This is a genomic window from Streptomyces sp. NBC_01335 (genome assembly GCF_035953295.1).
GTDB lineage: Bacteria > Actinomycetota > Actinomycetes > Streptomycetales > Streptomycetaceae > Streptomyces.
Genome location: NZ_CP108370.1, coordinates 2,314,853 through 2,335,812, shown reverse-complemented (window position 1 = coordinate 2,335,812; position 20,960 = coordinate 2,314,853). Strand labels below are relative to the sequence as shown.

Below are 20,960 nucleotides of genomic sequence, written 5' to 3'. Positions count from 1 at the left end.
GATGCTGCCTCAGCCCCCGACGTACGCCGCGAGGTGCTCGCCGGTGAGGGTGGAGCGGGCGGCCACCAGATCGGCCGGGGTGCCCTCGAAGACGACCTGCCCGCCGTCGTGGCCCGCCCCGGGGCCGAGGTCGACGATCCAGTCCGCGTGCGCCATCACCGCCTGGTGGTGCTCGACCACGATCACCGACTTGCCCGAGTCCACCAGCCGGTCCAGCAGGCCGAGCAACTGCTCGACGTCGGCGAGGTGCAGACCGCTGGTCGGCTCGTCGAGCAGATAGATCCCGCCCTTCTCGCCCATGTGCGTCGCCAGCTTGAGGCGTTGGCGCTCGCCGCCGGAGAGCGTGGTCAACGGCTGCCCCAGCGTGAGGTATCCGAGACCGACGTCCACCAGCCGGCCGAGAATCCGCTCCGCCGCCGGGGTCGCCGCCTCACCCTCGGCGAAGAACTCCCGTGCCTCGGAAGCCGGCATGGCCAGCACCTCGCTGATGTCCCGGCCGCCGAGCCGGTATTCGAGCACCGCCGCCTGGTAGCGCCGGCCCTCGCACTCCTCACAGACCGAGGCGACCTCCGCCATCATCGCCAGATCGGTGTAGACGACCCCGATGCCGTTGCAACCGGGGCACGCACCCTCGGAGTTGGCGCTGAAGAGCGCCGGCTTCACCCCGTTGGCCTTCGCGAACGCCTTGCGGACCGGGTCCAGCAACCCGGTGTACGTCGCCGGGTTGCTCCGCCGTGAACCCCGGATCGGGCTCTGGTCCACCGAGATCACGCCCTCCGCCCCCGCCTGCCGGGGCAGCGCCCCGTGCACCAGCGAGCTCTTGCCGGAACCGGCGACCCCGGTCACCACCGTCAGCACCCCGAGCGGGAGGTCCACGTCCACGTCCCGCAGGTTGTGCGTCGAGGCGCCCCGGATCTCCAGGGCCCCGGTGGCCCGACGCACCTCGTCCTTCAGCTTCGCCCGGTCGCCGAAGTGGCGGCCGGTGACCGTGTCGCTCTTCCGCAGCCCCTCCACCGTCCCCTCGAAGCAGACCGTGCCGCCCGCCGTACCGGCCCCCGGACCCAGGTCCACCACATGGTCGGCGATGGAGATCGTCTCCGGCTTGTGCTCCACCACCAGCACCGTGTTGCCCTTGTCCCGCAGCCGCAGCAGCAGGTCGTTCATCCGCTGGATGTCGTGCGGGTGCAGCCCGACGGTCGGCTCGTCGAAGACGTACGTGACATCGGTCAGCGAGGAGCCGAGGTGGCGGATCATCTTCACCCGCTGCGCCTCACCGCCGGAGAGCGTGCCGGACGGGCGGTCGAGCGTGAGGTAGCCGAGGCCGATCTCCACGAACGAGTCGAGGGTCGCTCCCAGCGCGGTGAGCAGCGGCGCCACCGAGGGCTCGTCCAGACCGCCCACCCACGCGGCGAGATCGCTGATCTGCATCGCGCAGGCGTCGGCGATGGAGACGGCCGCGATCTTCGAGGACCGCGCCCCCTCGCTGAGCCGGGTGCCCTCGCACTCGGGGCAGGTGGCGAAGGTGACCGCGCGCTCCACGAACGCCCGCACGTGCGGCTGGAGCGCCTCCTTGTCCTTGGAGAGGAAGGACTTCTGGATCTTGGGGATCAGCCCCTCGTAGGTGAGGTTGACGCCCTCGACCTTCACCTTGGTGGGCTCCCGGTGCAGGAAGTCCTGCATCTCCCTCTTGGTGAAGTCGCGGATCGGCTTGTCCGGGTCGAGGAAACCCGACTCGGCGTAGACCCGCACGGTCCAGAAGCTGTCGGACTTCCAGCCGGGGATGGTGAACGCGCCCTCGGACAGCGACTTGGAGTCGTCGTAGAGCTGGGTGAGGTCGATGTCGGAGACGTTGCCCCGGCCCTCGCAGCGCGGGCACATCCCGCCGGTCCGGTTGAAGGTCGCCTTCACGGCCTTCTTGTTGCCGCGTTCGACGGTGATCGCCCCGCTCGCCCGGACCGAGGGGACGTTGAACGCGTACGCACCGGGCGGGCCGATGTGCGGCTTGCCGAGGCGGCTGAAGAGGATGCGGAGCATCGCGTGGGTGTCGGTGACGGTGCCCACCGTGGAACGGAGGTCGCCGCCGAGGCGCTGCTGGTCGACGAGGATCGCGGTGGTCAGGCCGTCGAGCACGTCCACCTCGGGTCGTGCCTGCGTGGGCATGAAGCCCTGCACGAAGGCGCTGTACGTCTCGTTGATCAGCCGTTGCGACTCGGCGGCGACGGTGCCGAACACCAGGGAGCTCTTGCCCGAGCCGGAGACGCCGGTGAACACGGTCAGCCGGCGCTTCGGGAGCTCGACATGCACGTCCTTGAGGTTGTTCACCCGCGCTCCGTGCACCCGGATCAGATCGTGGCTGTCCGCGCCGCGCTCCTCGGCCGACCGGCGATCCGTCCTCTGGGCCCTGCTCATGCGTGTCTCCTCCTGCGGTACGGCGGACTGCGGTGCTGCGAAGTGCGGTGCTGCGGACTGCGGACTGCGGTACGGCGGACTACGGCGCGGCGAAGAGCCGTGCCCCGGGTGCGTGGCTCACTTCTTGTTCTGGGTGAAGCGCAGCATGTTGCCCGACGGGTCGCGGAAGGCGCAGTCGCGGACGCCGTACGGCTGGTCGAGCGGCTCCTGGAGCACCTCGCCGCCCGCCTCGCGGATGCGCTCGAAGGTGGCGTCGACGTCGTCGGTCGAGAAGATGACCCCACGCAGCAGGCCCTTCGCGAGCAGCTCCGCCACGGCCTGCCGGTCGGCGGCCGAGGCGCCCGGGTCCGCCAGCGGCGGCTCCAGCACGATGTTCACGTCGGGCTGTGCGGGGGAGCCCACGGTCACCCAGCGCATCCCCTCGAACCCGACGTCGTTGCGGACCTCGAGCCCGAGCACGTCGCGGTAGAAGGGGAGCGCCTTGTCGTGGTCGTCGACGGCGATGAAGCACTGGGAAAGGTTGATGTCCATGCGTTTCACGCTACGGGCGGCGTCATCGTTTCGCTTCTCCATTCCTGACCGGTCGCGTGTGGATCTTCGCGACGCAGGCGGGGACGGCCGCGCCCGCCTCGTGGGAGCGGGCCCGGTAGGCGCTCGGGCTCTCGCCGACCAGCTCGGTGAAGCGCGAGCTGAACGACCCCAGCGAGGTACAGCCGACCTCGAAGCAGACCTCCGTGACCGACAGGTCGCCCCGCCGCAGCAGCGCCTTCGCCCGCTCGATCCGGCGGGTCATGAGGTAGTTGTACGGGGTCTCCCCGTACGCCGCCTTGAAGCTGCGGGAGAAGTGGCCCGCCGACATCAGGGCGGTCCGGGCCAGCGCGGGGACGTCCAGCGGCTCGGCGTACTCGCGGTCCATCCGGTCGCGGGCCCGGCGCAGTCTGCGAAGGTCTTCCAACGACGTCATCCGGCCACCTTCGCACAGCTCCCACCGGCCGCGCCCGGACCTTCGCGGGATCCGGGTGGCCGGAAGGAAGTCCCCCGGGATGATCGCGGAGATCCGGGGTAGGTACCGGGCTCGGGACGGTCCAAGCACGGAGGAGCCCCCCGGCGGACCTGACACCGCCGGGGGGCTCCTCCCTCGTCCGCGCCGCGCCCGCGGCCCGCGCCTCTTCGTCCGGGCCGGGGATCAGCGCACCGAGAAGTCGTACTCCGTCGTCGAGACGTACTCCTCGCCCGGCCGCAGCACCGTGCTCGGGAAGTGCGGCCGGTTCGGCGAGTCCGGGAAGTGCTGGGTCTCCAGCGCGATCCCGGCGGACGGCACGAACGGGCCGCCGTCGCCGAGGTGGTCGGCGGTGTAGAGCTGGATGCCCGGCTCGGTCGTACGCACCGTCAGAGCCCGCCCGGACCCCGCGTCGTACAGCTCGGCGGCGGCCTCGGCGAGCTCGCCCGGAGCGTCCAGCACGTAGTTGTGGTCGTACTCCGGGCCCACCGGCTTCGCCCGGCGGAAGTCGAACCGGGTGCCGTCCACGGACGCGAGCTCGCCGGTCGGCAGCGAAGCGGCGTCCACCGGGGTGATCCGGCCGGCCGCGATCCGCAGCTCGTGCCCGAGCGCGCTCCCGGTCTCCGCGCCCGCCAGGTTCCAGTAGGTGTGGTTGGTGAGGTTCACGACGGTCGGCGCGTCGGTCGTCGCCCGGTAGCCGATCCGCAGCGTCCCGCCGGGCTCCAGCGTGTACGTCACCGAGACCGCGAGCCGTCCGGGGAAGCCCTCCTCGCCGTCCTCGGCGACGAGGCCCAGCTCCACTCCGCCGTCGACCTCGCGGGCGTCCCAGACCCGCTTGTCGAAGCCGCGCGCCCCGCCGTGCAGCTGGTTGGGGCCCTCGTTGGCGGTCAGCCGGTGGGTGCGGCCGTCGAGCGTGAAGGCGGCGCCGCCGATGCGGTTCGCGTACCGCCCGCAGACCGCGCCGAAGAAGGGCGAGGCGTACGTCGTGTACCCGGCCAGGTCCGGCAGCCCGAGGACGACCTCCCCGGCCGTCCCGTTCCGGTCCGGCACCTCGACGGACTGCACGATCGCGCCGTACGTCAGCAGACGCACCCGGGTCCCGTCGCGTTCCAGGGTCCAGCGCTCCACGGACGTACCGTCCGGGAGGGTGCCGAATGCGTCGCTGCTGATCGTCGTCACCGTACTCATGATCGGACTTTACGCTGGTGGGGCGGGTGCCGTGACATTGCGGTAGGCGATCTCCGCCAGCCGGGCCTGACCCTCGCGCCCCGGGTGGAACCAGTCCCACGGGCTGAGTTGGGCGCCGGTGAACGGATAGTCGTAGACCGCGTCGCCGTCGTACCGGCAGAGGTCGTCCCCGGCACACACCTCGCGCAGCACCTTGTTGTACTCCACCACCCGCGCGCGCACGGCGGCCCGCCGGGCGGTGGCCGCCGCGCCCATGTCGTCGGCGTCGGCCAGCATCGACTTGCAGATCCCGAGCTTCCACACCTGCTTGCCCAGCGGGCTGCGGCGCCCGGTCGACCAGAGCCGCCACAGGTCCGGCACGCTCGCCACGTACACCTGCGCCTTCGGGACGGCCGCCCGCAGCTGCCGCAGCGACAGATCGAAGGAGAACCGGAAGTCCTCGACGGGCGTCATGGACGCCACCGAGCCCCGGCAGGCGTCGTTGGCGCCGATCATCACCGTCACCAGCTCCGGCCGCTCCCGCGCCGCCTCGGCCATCTGCTCCGGCAACTGGGCGATCCGCGCCCCCGACACGGCGTGGTTCCAGCTGTGCGTCGCCACCTCGGAGGGGCCGAGGAGCCGGGCGGCGAGACTGCGCACCGCGCCGTCCGTTCCGGTGGCCCAGGAGACCTCGGGGCAGTCGGCCAGCACCGAACAGGCGTCGAACCCCCGGGTCATCGAATCGCCGACCGCCGCGACCGAGCCCGGCCGGCGGTTCCACACCGGACCGGCGGGCGCCGCGGCGGAGGCGTGACCCGCGCCCTTCGGCGCGCTCTTCGCGCCCCCGTCCGCTCCGCCGGAACAGCCGGTCAGCGCGAGTGCGCCGGCGCACGCCCATGCGGCCAAACCGGTGACGGTGGTACGTGAACGGTGACCCGACCGCATGCGCTCCGGCATCCTCAACCCTCCGTCTTCCCTGGCCTATGCCCCTGGTCATGGCCCCCGGCACACCCGGTGCGTGCAGGCGTGCGCCGGGCGCGCTCCGCCGGGTGAAAGCGGGCGAATGAGGGGCTCGGGACCGACCGTACGTCACACGTCCGGCCCCGGCGCACGGTAGCTTCTTCCCGGAGAACAGTGACGCCCGCCCACCCGCGCGCCCGCACGGGAGGTCCGGTAAGTTACCTCACGTCACATACTGTCCGTTTTCTGGAGATTATCTCCCGATGCTGTTTACTGATGACAACCTCGGGAGCCGGCCGGGAACAGGCGGTACGGGCGCGAGGCCGCTGGGGAAGGCGTACCTCGTCCCACACGGGAGGTTCCGGTGACGACACGTGGAGTCCTGTACGTACACTCCGCACCGCGCGCGCTCTGTCCGCACATCGAATGGGCGGTCGCGGGCGTGCTGGGGGTGCGGGTCCAGTTGGACTGGATCAGACAGCCGGCCGCGCCCGGCACCTGGCGGTCCGAGTTCTCCTGGCGGGGCCGCGCCGGCACCGCCTCGGAGCTCGCCTCCGCCCTGCGCGGCTGGGACCTCCTCCGCTTCGAGGTGACCGCCGAGCCGTGCGCCACGGCCGAGGGCGAGCGCTACAGCTCCACCCCCACGCTCGGCATCTTCCACGCCGTCACCGGAATGAACGGCGACATCCTCGTCCCCGAGGACCGGCTACGGGCCGCCCTGACGCGCTCCCTGCGCGGGGAGTCGGACCTGGAGGCGGAGGTCGCGGGGCTCCTCGGCAAACCCTGGGACGACGAGCTGGAGTCCTTCCGGCACGCGGGCGAGGGCGCCCCGGTCCGCTGGCTGCACCAGGTGGTCTGAGCCCGGCACGCCGTCGGGGCCACGGGGGCACCCGTGGCTCACGGGTCGTCAAAGCCCGCGTCCCGCATGGTGAATCGCGGGTGACCGCGGGACGCGGCTTCACTACGCTGCGCGCGCATGAGCTCCCACCAGGTGCGCGGCGCCACCCTCCACCACGACGACACCGGCCCCCGAGGCGGAACACCCGTCGTCCTCATCCACGGCCACCCCTTCGACCGCACCCTCTGGGCCCCGCAGGTCCGGGCGCTGGTGGCGGCCGGACACCGGGTGATCACCCCGGACCTGCGCGGCTACGGCGCGAGCGGGGTGACCGAGGGGACGGTGTACCTCTCCGACTTCGCCGACGACCTCGCCGCGCTCCTGGACCACCTGGGCCTCGCGGACGCGGTCGTCGGCGGTGTCTCGATGGGCGGCCAGATCGCCCTGGAGTTCCGCCGGCTCCACCCGGAGCGGGTCCGCGCCCTGGTCCTCTCCGACACCTCGGCGCCGCCGGAGACCGAGGACGGCAAGGCGTACCGCAACGAGCTCGCCGACCGGCTGCTCGCCGAGGGCATGGACGGGTACGCCGCCGAGGTCATCGGCAAGATGCTCGCGGAGTACAACGTCACCGCCCTGCCCGAGGTCGCCGACCGGGTGCTGACGATGATGCGGACCACCGACCCGCGCGGCGCCGCCGCCGCGCTCCGGGGCCGCGCCGAACGCCCCGACCTGCGGCCCGTGCTGGCCGCCGCCGACGTCCCCGTACTCGTCGTGGTCGGCGCCGACGACGTGTACACCCCGCTCGCCGACGCCGAGGAGCTCCGCCGCCACGCCCCGCACGCGTGGCTCGAAGTGATCGACGGCGCGGGCCATCTGCCGGGCGCCGAACAGCCCGAGCGGTTCAACGCCGTCCTGCTCGACTTCCTCGCCACACAGGTGGCGGACGCCCGATGACCGGCCCGCACCCCCTGCTCGGCCTCTTCCTTGCCGCCGCCGAGGGACGCTTCCCGCCGGTCGACGGCGAGGTGACCGTGACTCCGCCGCTACCGGGCGGGCTGGAGTGCTCCGTCGCGTTCACCGGCCACGCGGTCGTCGCCACCGCCCTGCCCGCCCCGAAGATCCTGGCCGCCGGGCCGGACGGCTTCGGCGCCTCGCTCGCGCCGGACTTCCTGCGGCTGCTGGCGGGACCACGAGGCACGGTCGGCGTCACCGACGCGACCCTCACCGCACCGGGCACCGGCGGCCCGCCCCGTCTCGGCCGCCTGGACGGGTACGACGACCACCCCCGCGTACGGCACGCCCGGAGAATCCGCCGGAACGTGACGGTGTACGGGGACGAGCGCGGCCTGATCACCCTCGCCGAAGGGCTCGCGGGCCGCCCGGAGCTCAGCATCGAACTGCACGCACCGGAGGCCCCCGTTCCGGCGTCCGCCCGGGGGCGCGGCCGGAGCCTGCTGGCGGACGCCCTCACCCTCGTACCGCCCGGCAGCCCCGTCTTCGCGGCCGTCGCCCCCGGCAACGCCCGCTCCCTGCGCGGCTTCCTCGCCGCCGGGTTCGTGCCGATCGGCAGCGAGGCGATCGTCGAACCCGGGCGGGTGTGAGGTCCCGGACACGCCGATGCCCGCCGCCCCGGAGAACCGGGGGGCGGGCATCACCGTACGAATCGAGCCGTACGGACCGCGCGGAGACGATCAGACGCTGCGGAAGGCGAGGACCACGTTGTGGCCGCCGAAGCCGAAGGAGTTGTTGATCGCGGCGATCGAACCCTCCGGCAGCGGCTGCGGCTTGTCGCGGACGATGTTCGCCGTCACGTCGTCGTCGAGGTTCTCGATGTTGATGGTCGGCGGGGCCATCCGGTGGTGCAGCGCGAGGACCGTGGCCACGGTCTCGATGCCGCCGGCGCCACCGAGCAGGTGACCCGTCATCGACTTGGTCGCGGAGATCGCGACGTGGTCGAGGTCATCGCCCAGGACCGCGCTCAGCGCCTTCAGCTCGGCCACGTCGCCCTGCGGCGTGGACGTGGCGTGCGCGTTGAGGTGGACGACCTCGGACGGCTTGAGGTCCGTGTTCTCCAGCAGGTTGCGCATCGCGGCGGCGATGCCCCGGCCGGTCGGCTCGGGCTGCGCGATGTGGTGGGCGTCGGCCGACAGGCCCTGGCCCAGCACCTCGCAGTAGACCTTGGCGCCGCGCGCGGCGGCGTGCTCGGCGGACTCCAGGATCACGACGCCCGCGCCCTCGCCGAGGACGAAGCCGTCACGGCCCGTGTCGTACGGACGCGAGGCCTTCTGGGGCTCGTCGTTGTTCTTGGACATCGCCATCATGTTGGCGAAGGCCGCGATGGGCAGCGGGTGGATGGCCGCCTCGGTACCACCGGCGACGACCACGTCGGCACGGCCGGTACGGATCATCTCGACGGCGTACCCGATGGCCTCGGCACCCGAAGCACACGCGGAGACCGGGGTGTGGACACCGGCCTGGGCGTTGACCTCGAGGCCGACGTTGGCCGACGGGCCGTTCGGCATGAGCATGGGGACGGTGTGCGGGGAGACGCGGCGTACGCCCTTCTCCTTCAGCACGTCGTACTGGTCGAGCAGCGTGATCACACCACCGATACCGGAGGCGATGACCGTGCCCAGCCGCTCGGGCTGGATCTTGTCGTCCTCACCGGCCTTGCCGGTGAAGCCGGCGTCCGCCCACGCCTCGCGGGCCGCGATCAGCGCGAACTGCGCCGAACGGTCCAGCTTGCGGGCGAGCGGGCGGGGCAGTACCTCGCCCGGGTCCACCGCGGCCAGCGCGGCGATCCGGACGGGCAGTTCGGCGAAGCGCTCGCCCTCGAGAGGCTTGACGCCGGAGCGGCCGGCCATCAACCCTTCCCAGGTCGATGCGGAGTCGCCACCCAGCGGAGTGGTTGCGCCGATACCGGTGACGACCACGGTGCGATTGGTCGAGTTCACTGGAAAATCTTCTCCACGTGTAGAGGGTCGTGAATCAGCGGCGCCACCGCCGGGTGGCGACACACGAACCGGCCTGGGATCAGGCCTGGTTCTTCAGGATGTAGTCGGCAGCGTCGCCGACCGTCTTGAGGTTCTTGACGTCCTCGTCCGGGATCTTGACGTCGAAGCGCTCTTCGGCGGCGACGACGACCTCGACCATGGACAGCGAGTCGACGTCCAGGTCGTCGGTGAAGGACTTGTCCAGCTGGACGTCCTCGACCGGGATACCGGCGATCTCGTTGACGATCTCGGCGAGACCGGTGACGATCTCTTCCTGGGTGGCGGCCATGTCGGCGCTCCTTCAGTGGTTGTCTACGGGGGTTCTTAACTCCGGACCGAGAACTCCGATGGAGCTGGAGGTTCTCGTTCGGACCGGGCGAAAAGCCTTAGGGGAGAGTAACGACCGTCGCGGCGAAGACGAGACCCGCCCCGAAGCCGATGACGAGCGCGGTGTCGCCGCTCTTCGCCTGCCCGGTCGCCAGGAGCCGCTCCATCGCGAGCGGAATCGAGGCGGCGGAGGTGTTGCCGGTGGTCTCCACGTCGCGGGCGACGGTGACGTTCTCCGGCAGTTTGAGGGTCTTCACCATCGAGTCGATGATCCGCATGTTGGCCTGGTGCGGAATGAAGACGTCCAGGTCTTCCGGAGCGACCCCGGCGGCGTCCAGCGCCTGCTGGGCCACCTTCGCCATCTCGAAGACGGCCCAGCGGAAGACCGCCTGACCCTCCTGCGTGATGGCCGGGAACTTCTCCGGGCGCTCGGCGTGGAACTGGTCCCACGACACGGTCTGCTTGATGGTGTCCGACTTGTCGCCCTCGGAGCCCCAGACGGTCGGGCCCATGGCCGGTACCTTCGACGGGCCGACGACCACCGCGCCCGCACCGTCGCCGAACAGGAAGGCCGTGGCCCGGTCCGACAGGTCGGTGAGGTCGCTGAGCCGCTCCACGCCGATGACGAGGACGTACTCCGCGGAACCGTCGACGATCATGCCCTTGGCGAGCGTCAGGCCGTAACCGAAGCCCGCGCAGCCGGCCGAGATGTCGAACGCGGCGGGCTTGCCCGCGCCGATCTTGTGTGCGATCTCGGTGGCGACGGCCGGGGTCTGCTTGAAGTGCGAGACGGTGGAGACGATCACACCGCCGATCTGCTCCGGGGTGATCCCCGCGTCGGCGATGGCCTTTCCGGCGGCCTCCACGGACATCGCGGACACCGTCTCCTCGTCGGAGGCCCAGTGCCGGGTGGCGATGCCGGAGCGGGAGCGGATCCACTCGTCGGACGAGTCGATCGTTTCGAGGATCACCTCGTTCGGCACCACACGGGTCGGGCGGTAGCCGCCGACCCCCATGATGCGCGCGTACGGGGCGCCCTGGCTGGGCTTGATCTTCGACATGCTCGTGCTCCTTAGGCGGACGCGTGCTCGGAGATGAGCGCGCGGGCCGCGTCGAGGTCGTCGGGGGTCTTGAGCGCGAGGGTCTGCACGCCGGGCAACGCCCGCTTGGCGAGCCCCGTGAGGGTGCCGCCGGGGCACACCTCGATGAGCGCGGTCACACCGAGCTCCTGGAACGTCTCCATGCACAGGTCCCAGCGGACCGGGTTCGCGACCTGCCCGACCAGGCGCTCGACGATCTCGGCACCGGTGGCGACGGCCTTGCCGTCCTTGTTCGACACGTACGTCACGGTGGGGTCCGCGACCTCCAGGCCCTGGGCCGCTTCGCGCAGCCGCTCCACGGCCGGAGCCATGTGGTGCGTGTGGAACGCCCCGGCGACCTTGAGCGGCACCACACGGCGCACGCCCTCCGGCTTGTTCTCGGCCAGCTCGGCGATCTGCGCGGCCGTACCGGCGGCGACGATCTGGCCGCCACCGTTCACGTTGGCCGGGGTCAGCCCGAGGCTCTCCAGGAACGGGACGGTGACCTCCGGGTCGCCGCCGAGCAGCGCGGCCATGCCGGTCTCGGTGACCGCGGCGGCCTCGGCCATCGCGAGCCCGCGGGTACGGACCAGGCGCAGCGCGGCCTCGTCGCCGAGCACACCGGCGAAGGCGGCGGCGGTGATCTCGCCGACGCTGTGCCCGGCCACGACGGCGGGCGAGGCGTTCAGCGCGGACGCGGAGAGGAGACCCGCGGCCACCAGCAGGGGCTGCGCCACCGCCGTGTCACGGATTTCGTCGGCGTCGGCCTTCGTGCCGTAGTGGGCAAGGTCGAGCCCGATGGCGTCGGACCAGGCCGCGATGCGGTCGGTTGCACCGGGCAGATCGAGCCAGGGAGTCAGGAAGCCGGGCGTCTGAGCGCCTTGGCCGGGAGCGACGAGTACGAGCACCCTCACACTCTCTCTTGCGGACGGTCCCGTACGCCCGTGGGGACAGGGACGAAGAACCGTCAGGGGAATTGTTGAAGTCCGACAAAAGTCTAGGACTGGCCATCTCTGGCGGCCAAGCGCCCCAGGATCAGCGCGATCCGGAGCGTGAAGGCGGAGCGCACATCGGACGGCGACCAGCCGGTGACGTCCGTCACACGTCGTAGCCGGTAGCGCACGGTGTTGGGGTGCACGAACAGCATCCGGGCGGCGCCCTCCAGACTGCTCGCCTGCTCCAGGTAGACACTCAGCGTTTCCAGGAGCGCGGACCCGGCTTCCTCCAGAGGGCTGTAGATCTCCTCCACCAGCTGGTCCCGCGCGGCAGGGTCTCCGGCCATCGCGCGCTCCGGCAGGAGATCGTCGGCCAGCACCGGGCGGGGCGCGTCCTGCCACGCGATGCACGCCTTGAGTCCGGCGGCCGCAGCCTGCGCGGACCGGGTCGCCGCCAGCAGGTCCGGGACCACCGGCCCGGCGACGACCGGCCCGGCCGCGTACGGGCCGATCAGACCCCGCGCGACCTGGAGCGGGTTGTCGCTGCCGCCCGCGATGACCACGAGGCGGTGGCCCAGCACACCGGTCAGCACCTGCACCTTGGAGCCGCGCGCGGCCCGCCGGATCGCCTCGACCGTCAGCTCGCTGTCCCCGTCCGGGGCGGTGCCGAGGATCACACAGACGTGCTCGGGGGAGTTCCAGCCGAGCGCGGCGGCCCGGGAGACCGCCCCCTCGTCCGCCTCGCCGGACAGCACCGCGTTGACCACGAGCGATTCCAGCCGGGCGTCCCACGCGCCCCGCGCCTCGGCGGCCTGCGCGTAGACCTGGGCGGTCGCGAAGGCGATCTCCCGGGCGTAGACGAGCAGGGCCTCGCGCAGTACGGACTCGTCGCCCGGAGCGGCGACCTCCTCGATCGCCGCCTCCATGACCTCGATCGTCGTACGGACCATCTCGACGGTCTGTCGCAGCGTGATCGCCCGGGTCAGCTCGCGCGGGGCGGTGCCGAACACGTCGGTGGAGATCGCCTGCGGGGTCTCCGGATGCCGGAACCACTCGGTGAACGCGGCGATGCCCGCCTGCGCGACCAGGCCGATCCACGACCGGTTCTCCGGGGGCATGGCCCGGTACCAGGGCAGCGTCTCGTCCATGCGGGCGATGGCGTTCGCCGACAGCCGGCCGGAGGACTGCTCCAGCCGTTTCAGGGTCGCGGCATGGAGATGGGCGTCTTTGGCGGCGCGCTGCGCGGGATCGGGTCGGGGCACGGAGACAAGACTGCCTTATCCGGGCAGAGGGGCGGAGGGGAGGGGCGGGCGGTCAGGTGTACGGGGGCGGGTTCCGGCCGTTGTGGGAGGAGGGCGGGCGCCCGGTGCGGGAGGGCGGTCGTGGCCGTGGGGGTGGGCCCCGGCCGTTCCGGGGCGGCCAGGCCGCACGGTGGGCGGGGCTACGGTGGGGGCGTGATGTCCGTACACCGTGCGCAGAGCCGGTACGAGGGCGGGGACCGGGCGGCGGGGATCGAGTCCCGGCACGCCTTCTCCTTCGGTTCCTTCTACGACCCCGACAATCTCCGCTTCGGCGCGGTCCTCGCCTGCAACGAGGAGCGGCTCGCCCCCGGTGCGGGGTTCGACGAGCATCCGCACAGCCATACCGAGATCGTCACGTGGGTGGTGGAGGGCGAGCTCACCCACCGCGATTCGGCCGGTCACACCCGGGTGGTGCGCGCCGGTGACGTACAGCACCTCAGTGCGGCGGCCGGGGTCCGGCACGTCGAACGCAACGACGGCGACACCCCCCTGACCTTCCTCCAGGTGTGGCTGGCCCCGCTGGAGGCCGGCGGTGAGCCCGCGTACACCGTCGTCCCCGGCATCGCCGACTCCACCCCGTACGCCCTGCCCGCCGCCGGGGCGATGCTGCACGTCCGCCGGCTCGCGGCGGGCGAGCGCGCGGCGGTCCCGGACGCGGCGCGGGCGTACGTCCACGTGGTGACCGGCGAGGTGGCCCTCGGCGGCGACCACCTCGGGCCGGGCGACTCGGCCCGGATCACGGACGCCGAGGGGCTGGAGCTGCGGGCGGCGGGCGCGGGGGCGCAGGTGCTGGTGTGGGAGCTGGCGGGCTGAGGGGATGAGGGCCGGCCCGCCCGCCTCCGGTGGCTCGAAGGCGGGTGGAAGGGGCCCGCTCAGGCGACCGGGCTCTTGCTCAGGCGGCCGGGCTCTTCTTGAAGTAGTGCCCCTCGGCGAGGTCGTCGAGGAGGCCCGGCCCGGTCGGCCGCCAGTCCAGCAGGGCGCGGGTGCGGTCGGCGGAGGCGGGGCTGTCAAGGGCGAGGAGGTCGGCGAGCCAGGTGAAGTGAGCGGCTGCGTCGGCCGGGGCGACGGAGGCCACCGGCACTCCGAGGTGCTTCCCGATCACTTCGGCGACCGTCCGGATCGGCACACCCTCGTCGCCGATGGCGTGCAGGGTCGCACCGGCCGGGGCGTTCTCCAGCGCGAGGCGGAAGAGGCGCGCGGCGTCGTCCCGGTGGACGGCGGGCCAGCGGTTGGCGCCGTCGCCGATGTAGCCGGAGACGTCCTTGGCGCGGGCGGTGGCGACCACCGTGGCGAGGAAGCCGTGGTCCCCGTCCCCGTGCACCGTCGGGGGCAGGCGTACGACCGAGGGGCGGACGTTCCGGTCCGCCAGAGCGAGCGTCGCGTGGGCGTTGGCCAGCCGGCCGGCCGGACCGCTTGCCGGGGCTTCCGCACCCGCGCCGCCTTCCCGGCCGGAGGGCTGCCCGTCCTCCTCGGTGGCGACCCGTCCCGGGGCGAGGCCGAGAATCCCGGAGGCGATCACCAGCGGGCGGCCCGAACCGGCGAGTGCCTCACCGAGGGTGTCGATGGCACGGCGGTCCGCCTCGGTGGCCGCGTCGAAGCTGCCGCTGAACGCGAGGTCGTGCCGGAAGGCGAGGTGGATCACGCCGTCCGACTCGGCCGCCGCCTCGCGCAGCACCTCCAGGTCGTCGAGCGAGCCGTGCCGCACCTCGGCGCCCGCCTTGGTGAGCGCGGCGGCGGAGGCGTCCGAGCGGGCGAGCCCAACCACCTGATGACCTGCGGCGATGAGTTCCGGAACGACCGCCGAGCCGATCCAGCCGGACGCGCCGGTGACGAATACACGCATGGGAGAACCTCCAGAGAGGGTCGGCCGCCCGGGTCGCGGACACCGTCGTGGGCCCCGCTGGTGCGGGGAGCCCCGGACACGGAAACGCAACGGCCGACCAGTTGATGTCAGTGACTGTCGTAGCGTCTCCAACGTACACCTGATGTCAGGCACTGTCATCACGTAGGATCGGGCCATGGGCCGATGGCAACCGAACGCGCGCGAACGTCTGGGACAGGCGGCGCTGGAGCTGTACGGCGAGCGCGGCTTCGAGCAGACCACCGCCGCGCAGATCGCCGCCCGCGCCGGGCTCACCGAGCGGACCTTTTTCCGCCATTACGCGGACAAGCGCGAGGTGCTCTTCGGTGGCGCGCACCTGCTGGAGCAGGCCTTCGTGGAGGCGCTCGCCGCAACTCCGAGGACGGCCGCACCGATCGACGCGATGGCCTCCGCGCTGGAGGCCGCTGCCGCCTACTTCGAGGACCGCCGCCCGTTCGCCCGGCAGCGCCAGGCCGTCATCATGGCCAGCAACGACCTCCACGAACGCGAACTCGTCAAGCTCGCCGCGCTGGCCGCCGCGCTGACCGGGACGCTCCGCGAACGCGGCGTCCCGGAACCCGCCGCCAGCCTCACCGCCGAGGCGGGCATCGCCGTCTTCAAGGTCGGCTTCGAACGCTGGGTCGGCGGCGCCGAGGACGAGGAGCGCCCCCTGCTGCACTTCCTGCGGGAGTCGCTGGGCGAGCTCAAGGCGGTGGCGGCGGGGGAGTGATCGGCGATTCCCCCGCCGACTCCGTCCACCCCCGGCGCATCCGGGGAGGACCGGACGGTGCCCGGCGGACCGGACGGTGCCCGGCCATGATCCGCCGGGCACCGTCCGAGGGGCTTCGCGCCCTCGATCCGCCGTAGGCCCGCCAACGGCTCACCTGACCGGACGCCGGTCAAGGCGGAATTCACAGGCTGTTTCGCTGCCCGGGCGGCCACCGGCGGTGCCCCGTCGGGCACGGGCAGGTGACCGAGGCCGTCGCCCGGCCCCGGCCGAACACGACCGCTCCGGGGGGCTGTTCCCGCGGTGGTCAGACGATCCAGCGTGCCCGTCGTCCGGCGGGTCCGGCCGGGAGTCCGTCGGCGAGCGCGGCGGCCATCCGATGCACGGCCTCGCGCAGCGTGCCGGGCTCCAGGGTGTACGGGATGCGGAGGTGCGTGCCGTCCGCCGGGTCGGGCAACAGGGCGGCGAGCTGCCGGCCGCCGAGGGTCCTTGCCGCCCGGTGCGCTCGGTGCTCCTGGTGCTCCTGGTGCGGTGCCCCGACCGCGCCGGGCTGGAGCGGGTCTGCCATGCCACTCTCCCGGAATTGGCCATGCTGATGATGCCGCTCAATGTACAGACTCGCCGCCAGTGGCACCCGGACAGCCGGGCGCGAACGTACGGGAGGGCCGGACCGGCATGGACCAGAAGACCACCGATCGCGACGACCCCGCCGACCCCGCCGACCCCGGGGCTGGGGCTGGGGCCGGACCCGGCACGGACGGCCGAGGTTCGGCACCGTCGCCAACGTCGTCGTCCTGGCGTGCTCGTCCGATCTCGGGCTCCGGATCGTCCCCGAGCACCTCGGCCTCCCGGCCCGGACCGGTCTGCTCCTCGGAGGCGTACTCCTCAACGGATTCTCCGTCGCCGTGTACGTCGGCGCCCGCCTCGGACCCGGCCCCCGCGACGGCCTGATGACCGGAGCGTCCAGCCTCACGGGGCGCTCCGTCCGGCTCGTCCGCACCCTGATGGAGATCGTCGTGCTGGCGGCGGGGTGGCTCCTCGGAGGCAGCGTGGGCGTCGGCACCGTGCTGTATGCGCTCGCGGTCGGCCCGGTCACCCAGTACTTCCTGCCCCGGTTCACCTATGGGGGCGGCGACGGACTCCTTACGGGGGAAGGCGGCGATCCCGGGCGGCGGACGGCCGGAGAGGCCGGCCCCGGGGTGAGGCCGGCCCTGGAGTGAGGCCGGTCCTGGAGTGCGCTGACCTCCCCTCTCCGGTCGAGGCCGACGGCCCGTATCCGTCAGGGGCTCACCGTCCACGGCCGGAGCTTCTCCGGGTTGCGCACGGCCCAGATGTGCGTGATCAGGCCACCCGCGATGTCGAACGCGTACACGGTGACGACGACGCCGTCCTGCTGAGCGACCAGGCCGGGCTGCCCGTTGACCGTGCGCTCCAGAAACGTCAGACCGGTCACTCCGCCGACCAGGCCGACGAGGCCCCGCGCCATCTGCCCGGCGCCTTCGAAGGGGCGGCGCGCCGTGGTGGCGAGGCCGCCGCCGTCGCCGGTCGCCGTGACCCGCGGATCGAGGAGACCGATGAGGGCCTCGATGTCCTTGGCCTCCCAGGCCTGCTTGAAGTTCCTGACGACGGCGGCCCGCAGCGCGGTCGGGGACTCGGGTGTCCGTGAGGTACGGATACGCCTGCGGGCCGACGAGGCCAACTGACGGCAGGCCACCGGGGTGCGACCGACGATCTCGGCGACTTCGGGGAACGGGTAGCGGAAGACGTCGTGGAGGACGAAGACGACGCGTTCGGCCGGGGTCATCGATTCGAGTACGACGAGGAAGGCCATGCCGACCGACTCGTCGAGGGTGACGCGGTCGGCAGGGTCCATGGCGCTGTAGCCTCCCGCCCGACCGCCGGGCCACTCCGCGGGTTCGGGCAGCGGCTCGGGAATCCACTCACCGACGTACGTCTCCCGTCGGACGCGTGCGGAGCCGAGCAGGTTGAGGCAGATGCGCCCGGCGACCTTGTTCAGCCAGGCGCCCGGGGAGTCGATGGCCTGCCGCTGCTGCGGTGACAGCGCGTACCAGCGGGCGTACGTCTCCTGCACGGCGTCCTCGGCCTCGGTGAGGGAGCCGAGGAGCCGGTAGGAGAGGTTGATCAGCCGGCGTCGCTCGCTCATGACCGCGCTCGGACCCGGATCGGGGCGGCCGTCGTCCGGCTCGTACGGGATGGGCATGGTGTCCTCGGCTCCCTCGGTCTCTCTTCCTGTCCTCACCGGTTCGACCGGGCAGCCCCACCGAATGTGAGGCCTGCGCCCGCCTCACATTCGGAACCCCTGCGTTGTCGGACGGGTGAGACACCGACCAGCACGGAGGAAGGGAACCCCATCATGTCCACGCGAAGCACGACCGAACCGGCGACCGACCCGGCGACCGCGCCTGCGATCGATCCGGCGACCGGCCCGGCAACCGATCCGGCCGGCGCCCCCGTGACCGGCCCCGCGACCGGCCCGGAGGCGGAGGAGGACGGCGGAGTCCAGTCGCGTCTGCCCGACCTCACCCGGCTCTTCCCCGAACTGCCGAAACTCTCCGGAGCGCTGCGCAACGCCCTGCGGAACGCGCCGGTTCCGCAGGCCGCCATCAACCTGTCGATGCTCCGTGGCGCGCAGATCGTCGGCAGCACCTACCACGCCGTCTCCCTGACCGGCGTCCTCCGCAAGGCCGGGGAGACCGAGACGCGCATCACCGCCGTGGCGACGTGGCAGGACGCCCCCTTCTTCACCGACTCCGAACGAGTCGCACTGAAGCTCACGGAGGCCGTCCTCACCCCGAACCCCTTCGGGGAGCGCGTCTCCGACGAGCTGTTCGCCGAAGTGGCAGCTCTCTACGACGAGGAGGCGATCTGGGCGCTCGCCCTGGCCATCGGCCAGCTCTCCCTGTTCGTTCCGATCGCTCTCATCGGCAAGCCGATCCCCGGCAGGCCCGTCGGGAAGAACTACAGCAGGTAAGGGCTGTCCCATAGTCCCTGGTGGGTGCGCGGCGGTCCTCCGCGTGTGCGTCCCAGCCCGTGGCGGCGGCGCGCCGTGCCGACGGCTCCGTATGCCGACGGCTCCGTATGCCGACGACTCCGTATGCCGACGACCGACTCCACATGCCGCCCGTCCGTACGGCGACGGCGTCACCCGTAGTGCCGCAACTCGGGCCAGAACGCGCGCCACGGGCGGCGGGGGCCCGTGCAGACGTAGACGTGGCCGCCCCATTCGACGTTGTGCACGCCGTAGGGGTTGGTGAGGGTGGCCGCCACACGGACGTCACGGAAGTACCGGCGCAGGTATGCGGTGTATCCGGGGGCGTGGTCCGGGCCCGGGGCGACGGCCACCACGGTCGTGGCGTACGGGTTGCCCGGGCCCCACCACCAGGCGCTGTTGTGGGCGCTCACGGCGGTGGGCAGCCCGGAGCCCCGGCCGAGTTCGTTGATCGCGCCGGCCTCGGCGTAGTCCGCCGTGAAGATCACCGCGTGCGCGCGCTGTGCGGGCGGCAGCCCGGTCCACACCTGCCGTACGGTGCCGACGAGTTGGGGCCAGCCCACGGATTCCCCGGAGTTGGTGCTGATGCCGTACGTCCAGCCGACCTGCGAGGGCGGCAGCACCGGCAGCACGACCACGGCGAGGAACGCGGCGGAGACGGCCGTGCCCGTCCGCAGGCTGCGCATCCGGTCCGGGAGCGCGTACAGCCACCCGTCGCGCGCGACCGCCCCCGCCGCCAGCAGGCACACGTACAGCCCGCCCAGGTAGTAGATCTGTGCTCCGGTCGTCAGCGCGAACAGCACGAACAGCACGGCGTACGAGGTCACCAGGCACCGCCACAGCGGCCGGCCGGACCGCCACAAGAACCGAAGGCCCGCCACCCACACCGCCAGCATCACCGGGCCCGCGATGACGACCTGCCCCACGACCCAGGTGAGGACGTTGCCGGGACCGCCGTTCTTCCCGTTCAGCGCCCGCGTCATCGGGAACATCGCCCAGTCGTGGTGCGCCTGCCACCACAGGTCGGGCAGTACGAGCAGGACGGCCGCCACCACGCCCGCGAGCAGCCAGCGGTCGGCCACGGCCCGGCGGGCCGGGCCGAGCAGCACGGCTGCCAGCAGGACGATCCCGAAGACGGCCGCGAGGTGGTTGAACTCCGCGCCGATACCGACCAGAGCACCGGCGGCGAGCCACCACCGCGTGTCACCGGTGCGGCCGATCCGTACGACCACGAACGCGATCGCCGCCCACGCCAGCACCTCGTACGAGGTGGTGTTGGCGAGGTGCGCACCGCCGAGCAGCACCGGCATGGTGCCGGTGGCGACCGCCGCGAGCAACTGGCTCCGCCGCGCCCCGTCGAACTCCCGCGCGGTCAGCCCGCCCACGACCACCGTGCCCGCCGCGGCCAGCGCCGGCCACAGGCGCAGGCCGGCCTCCGAGACGCCGAACAGCGACAACGAGACCCGGGCCAGCAGTGGCGCCAGCACCGGCTGGTCCACGTAGCTCGCCTGGAGGTGCCGGGCGCTGTCGAGGAAGTACAACTCGTCGGCGTGGAAGCCGTAGCGCGTGGAGAACGCCATCAGCACGGCGAACACCACGCCCGCGACGACGAACACCCTCCGGTCCAGCGGCCCGACGGGCGGGCCGGCCACCGAGGTCTTCTCCGCCCTTCCCGTCCGTTCCGCCTGCTGCTCCGAATCCGACTCGTCCGTCATGTCCGCCCCCGGTTTCCCGCCCCCGCGCCCGGTTTCGAGCCCGGGCTCCACCTGCGGCCCCACCCTCCGCACCGCCGCTACGGATCCCGGACCGCGCTCGCACTCTACGTACCGCATCATGCGCCGTGAAGTGTCCTATGTCATAAGACAGTTGGCTCCTGTGATGCCCTTGCCGACCGGCTTCAGGGCTACGCTCCGCACCCATGAACCGAAGGCGGTCCAAGAAGCTGTCGAGGAAGCTGGTCGGCGCGGTCCTGACCGGTGACACCGCGCGTATCCACGTACTCCTGCGCACCGGTGCCGATCCGGAGGCGGCCGACCAGGACGGCACCACCCCGCTCTACGCGGCCTCGGTCCAGGGCGACGCGGACGCCGTCGAAATCCTCCTGCGCGCCGGTGCCGCCCCGGACACCGAGAGCGGCCACGGAAGCGAGGGAACACCCCTGTGTGCGGCCGCCTGTTGGGGGCAAGCGGACGCCGTGCGCGTCCTCCTGGCAGCGGGAGCCGACCCGCACCTCCGCGAGGACCACGGCACGGGCAGCACGGCCCTCGAATGGGCGCGGAAAGGGTCTTGGCCGGAGACGGTCGCGCTGCTGGAGGCGGCGGAAGCCGGACGTTGACCGAGCGCGGTGCTCCGG

The 20,960-nt window shown here is 72.3% G+C and carries 22 protein-coding genes; 8 read left to right on the top strand and 14 right to left on the bottom strand.

The window, feature by feature from the left end; all coding sequences use genetic code 11:
• Positions 1-9: 9 nt before the first annotated feature.
• The 5 genes from OG599_RS09960 to OG599_RS09940 all read right to left on the bottom strand — a co-directional run bounded on the left by OG599_RS09960 (position 10) and on the right by OG599_RS09940 (position 5,521).
• Positions 10-2,409 (bottom strand): excinuclease ABC subunit UvrA, encoded by a 2,400-nt coding sequence (locus OG599_RS09960; RefSeq protein ID WP_327175606.1) that lies wholly within the window; start codon positions 2,407-2,409, stop codon positions 10-12.
• Positions 2,410-2,526: 117 nt separating this feature from the next.
• Positions 2,527-2,940, bottom strand: a complete 414-nt coding sequence (locus OG599_RS09955) for a VOC family protein (RefSeq protein ID WP_327175605.1) — start codon at positions 2,938-2,940, stop codon at positions 2,527-2,529.
• A gap of 22 nt (positions 2,941-2,962) precedes the next feature.
• The gene (locus OG599_RS09950; RefSeq protein ID WP_327175604.1) at positions 2,963-3,373 is read right to left on the bottom strand and encodes a helix-turn-helix transcriptional regulator; all 411 of its coding nucleotides are present in this window, start codon (positions 3,371-3,373) and stop codon (positions 2,963-2,965) included.
• A 222-nt stretch (positions 3,374-3,595) separates the two neighbouring features.
• Positions 3,596-4,597, bottom strand: a complete 1,002-nt coding sequence (locus OG599_RS09945; RefSeq protein ID WP_327175603.1) for an aldose epimerase family protein — start codon at positions 4,595-4,597, stop codon at positions 3,596-3,598.
• Between the two features lie 9 nt (positions 4,598-4,606).
• The gene (locus OG599_RS09940; protein ID WP_442809406.1) at positions 4,607-5,521 is read right to left on the bottom strand and encodes an SGNH/GDSL hydrolase family protein; all 915 of its coding nucleotides are present in this window, start codon (positions 5,519-5,521) and stop codon (positions 4,607-4,609) included.
• Positions 5,522-5,900: 379 nt separating this feature from the next.
• Between OG599_RS09940 and OG599_RS09935 the strand changes: the two genes are divergently transcribed.
• The 3 genes from OG599_RS09935 (at position 5,901) to OG599_RS09925 (ending at position 7,975) form a co-directional block, all read left to right on the top strand.
• Positions 5,901-6,395, top strand: a complete 495-nt coding sequence (locus OG599_RS09935; RefSeq protein WP_327175601.1) for a DUF3145 domain-containing protein — start codon at positions 5,901-5,903, stop codon at positions 6,393-6,395.
• Positions 6,396-6,512: 117 nt separating this feature from the next.
• Positions 6,513-7,328 carry an alpha/beta fold hydrolase gene (locus tag OG599_RS09930; RefSeq protein WP_327175600.1) on the top strand — a complete coding sequence of 272 codons (816 nt, stop codon included), beginning with the start codon at positions 6,513-6,515 and terminating at the stop codon, positions 7,326-7,328.
• Entirely contained in the window at positions 7,325-7,975 is a 651-nt protein-coding gene (locus tag OG599_RS09925) for a hypothetical protein (protein WP_327175599.1), read from the top strand. Before OG599_RS09930 ends, OG599_RS09925 begins: the two co-directional genes overlap by 4 nt.
• 90 nt (positions 7,976-8,065) lie before the next feature.
• On the opposite strand, the gene fabF is transcribed toward OG599_RS09925, so the two are convergent.
• From fabF to OG599_RS09900, 5 genes are all read right to left on the bottom strand, one after another.
• A complete protein-coding gene (fabF, locus tag OG599_RS09920) occupies positions 8,066-9,328 on the bottom strand; it encodes a beta-ketoacyl-ACP synthase II (protein WP_327175598.1) in 1,263 nt (420 codons plus the stop codon).
• Between the two features lie 79 nt (positions 9,329-9,407).
• Positions 9,408-9,656 carry an acyl carrier protein gene (locus OG599_RS09915; protein WP_266703904.1) on the bottom strand — a complete coding sequence of 83 codons (249 nt, stop codon included), beginning with the start codon at positions 9,654-9,656 and terminating at the stop codon, positions 9,408-9,410.
• Between the two features lie 97 nt (positions 9,657-9,753).
• The gene (locus OG599_RS09910; RefSeq protein WP_327175597.1) at positions 9,754-10,755 is read right to left on the bottom strand and encodes a ketoacyl-ACP synthase III; all 1,002 of its coding nucleotides are present in this window, start codon (positions 10,753-10,755) and stop codon (positions 9,754-9,756) included.
• Positions 10,756-10,766: 11 nt separating this feature from the next.
• Positions 10,767-11,681 (bottom strand): ACP S-malonyltransferase, encoded by a 915-nt coding sequence (locus OG599_RS09905; RefSeq protein WP_327175596.1) that lies wholly within the window; start codon positions 11,679-11,681, stop codon positions 10,767-10,769.
• Positions 11,682-11,770: 89 nt separating this feature from the next.
• Positions 11,771-12,970 carry a PucR family transcriptional regulator gene (locus OG599_RS09900; RefSeq protein WP_327175595.1) on the bottom strand — a complete coding sequence of 400 codons (1,200 nt, stop codon included), beginning with the start codon at positions 12,968-12,970 and terminating at the stop codon, positions 11,771-11,773.
• Between the two features lie 192 nt (positions 12,971-13,162).
• On the opposite strand from OG599_RS09900, the gene OG599_RS09895 reads away from it, so the two are divergent.
• A complete protein-coding gene (locus OG599_RS09895) occupies positions 13,163-13,822 on the top strand; it encodes a pirin family protein (protein WP_327175594.1) in 660 nt (219 codons plus the stop codon).
• 79 nt (positions 13,823-13,901) lie between these two features.
• Here OG599_RS09895 and OG599_RS09890 read toward each other — a convergent pair whose 3' ends face one another.
• Positions 13,902-14,852 carry an SDR family oxidoreductase gene (locus OG599_RS09890; RefSeq protein ID WP_327175593.1) on the bottom strand — a complete coding sequence of 317 codons (951 nt, stop codon included), beginning with the start codon at positions 14,850-14,852 and terminating at the stop codon, positions 13,902-13,904.
• Between the two features lie 175 nt (positions 14,853-15,027).
• Here OG599_RS09890 and OG599_RS09885 point away from each other — a divergent pair, with 175 nt between their 5' ends.
• Positions 15,028-15,600, top strand: coding sequence for a TetR family transcriptional regulator (locus OG599_RS09885; protein ID WP_327175592.1), 573 nt, complete (start codon positions 15,028-15,030; stop codon positions 15,598-15,600).
• 304 nt (positions 15,601-15,904) lie between these two features.
• Here OG599_RS09885 and OG599_RS09880 read toward each other — a convergent pair whose 3' ends face one another.
• Complete coding sequence (locus OG599_RS09880; RefSeq protein WP_327175591.1) at positions 15,905-16,165, bottom strand: hypothetical protein; 261 nt, start codon at positions 16,163-16,165, stop codon at positions 15,905-15,907.
• Between the two features lie 40 nt (positions 16,166-16,205).
• Between OG599_RS09880 and OG599_RS09875 the strand changes: the two genes are divergently transcribed.
• Complete coding sequence (locus OG599_RS09875) at positions 16,206-16,817, top strand: YczE/YyaS/YitT family protein (RefSeq protein ID WP_327175590.1); 612 nt, start codon at positions 16,206-16,208, stop codon at positions 16,815-16,817.
• Between the two features lie 59 nt (positions 16,818-16,876).
• Here OG599_RS09875 and sigJ read toward each other — a convergent pair whose 3' ends face one another.
• Entirely contained in the window at positions 16,877-17,818 is a 942-nt protein-coding gene (sigJ, locus tag OG599_RS09870; RefSeq protein WP_327175589.1) for an RNA polymerase sigma factor SigJ, read from the bottom strand.
• A 153-nt stretch (positions 17,819-17,971) separates the two neighbouring features.
• On the opposite strand from sigJ, the gene OG599_RS09865 reads away from it, so the two are divergent.
• Positions 17,972-18,589 carry a carboxymuconolactone decarboxylase family protein gene (locus OG599_RS09865; RefSeq protein WP_327175588.1) on the top strand — a complete coding sequence of 206 codons (618 nt, stop codon included), beginning with the start codon at positions 17,972-17,974 and terminating at the stop codon, positions 18,587-18,589.
• Positions 18,590-18,759: 170 nt separating this feature from the next.
• Here OG599_RS09865 and OG599_RS09860 read toward each other — a convergent pair whose 3' ends face one another.
• Positions 18,760-20,322 (bottom strand): ArnT family glycosyltransferase, encoded by a 1,563-nt coding sequence (locus tag OG599_RS09860; RefSeq protein ID WP_327175587.1) that lies wholly within the window; start codon positions 20,320-20,322, stop codon positions 18,760-18,762.
• Positions 20,323-20,525: 203 nt separating this feature from the next.
• On the opposite strand from OG599_RS09860, the gene OG599_RS09855 reads away from it, so the two are divergent.
• Complete coding sequence (locus OG599_RS09855) at positions 20,526-20,942, top strand: ankyrin repeat domain-containing protein (RefSeq protein ID WP_327175586.1); 417 nt, start codon at positions 20,526-20,528, stop codon at positions 20,940-20,942.
• Positions 20,943-20,960: the final 18 nt, after the last annotated feature.

What these genes read in the sequence shown, in the direction of transcription:
- OG599_RS09885 (WP_327175592.1), top strand. Translation starts at nt 15,028, where the DNA reads ATGGGCCGATGGCAACCGAACGCGCGCGAACGTCTGGGACAGGCGGCG.
- OG599_RS09890 (WP_327175593.1), bottom strand. Translation starts at nt 14,852, where the DNA reads ATGCGTGTATTCGTCACCGGCGCGTCCGGCTGGATCGGCTCGGCGGTC.
- OG599_RS09930 (WP_327175600.1), top strand. Translation starts at nt 6,513, where the DNA reads ATGAGCTCCCACCAGGTGCGCGGCGCCACCCTCCACCACGACGACACC.
- OG599_RS09940 (WP_442809406.1), bottom strand. Translation starts at nt 5,521, where the DNA reads ATGCGGTCGGGTCACCGTTCACGTACCACCGTCACCGGTTTGGCCGCA.
- OG599_RS09880 (WP_327175591.1), bottom strand. Translation starts at nt 16,165, where the DNA reads ATGGCAGACCCGCTCCAGCCCGGCGCGGTCGGGGCACCGCACCAGGAG.
- OG599_RS09955 (WP_327175605.1), bottom strand. Translation starts at nt 2,940, where the DNA reads ATGGACATCAACCTTTCCCAGTGCTTCATCGCCGTCGACGACCACGAC.
- OG599_RS09865 (WP_327175588.1), top strand. Translation starts at nt 17,972, where the DNA reads ATGTCCACGCGAAGCACGACCGAACCGGCGACCGACCCGGCGACCGCG.
- OG599_RS09855 (WP_327175586.1), top strand. Translation starts at nt 20,526, where the DNA reads ATGAACCGAAGGCGGTCCAAGAAGCTGTCGAGGAAGCTGGTCGGCGCG.
- OG599_RS09875 (WP_327175590.1), top strand. Translation starts at nt 16,206, where the DNA reads ATGTACAGACTCGCCGCCAGTGGCACCCGGACAGCCGGGCGCGAACGT.
- OG599_RS09960 (WP_327175606.1), bottom strand. Translation starts at nt 2,409, where the DNA reads ATGAGCAGGGCCCAGAGGACGGATCGCCGGTCGGCCGAGGAGCGCGGC.
- OG599_RS09860 (WP_327175587.1), bottom strand. Translation starts at nt 20,322, where the DNA reads ATGACGGACGAGTCGGATTCGGAGCAGCAGGCGGAACGGACGGGAAGG.
- OG599_RS09915 (WP_266703904.1), bottom strand. Translation starts at nt 9,656, where the DNA reads ATGGCCGCCACCCAGGAAGAGATCGTCACCGGTCTCGCCGAGATCGTC.
- OG599_RS09950 (WP_327175604.1), bottom strand. Translation starts at nt 3,373, where the DNA reads ATGACGTCGTTGGAAGACCTTCGCAGACTGCGCCGGGCCCGCGACCGG.
- OG599_RS09925 (WP_327175599.1), top strand. Translation starts at nt 7,325, where the DNA reads ATGACCGGCCCGCACCCCCTGCTCGGCCTCTTCCTTGCCGCCGCCGAG.
- sigJ (WP_327175589.1), bottom strand. Translation starts at nt 17,818, where the DNA reads ATGCCCATCCCGTACGAGCCGGACGACGGCCGCCCCGATCCGGGTCCG.
- OG599_RS09910 (WP_327175597.1), bottom strand. Translation starts at nt 10,755, where the DNA reads ATGTCGAAGATCAAGCCCAGCCAGGGCGCCCCGTACGCGCGCATCATG.
- OG599_RS09945 (WP_327175603.1), bottom strand. Translation starts at nt 4,597, where the DNA reads ATGAGTACGGTGACGACGATCAGCAGCGACGCATTCGGCACCCTCCCG.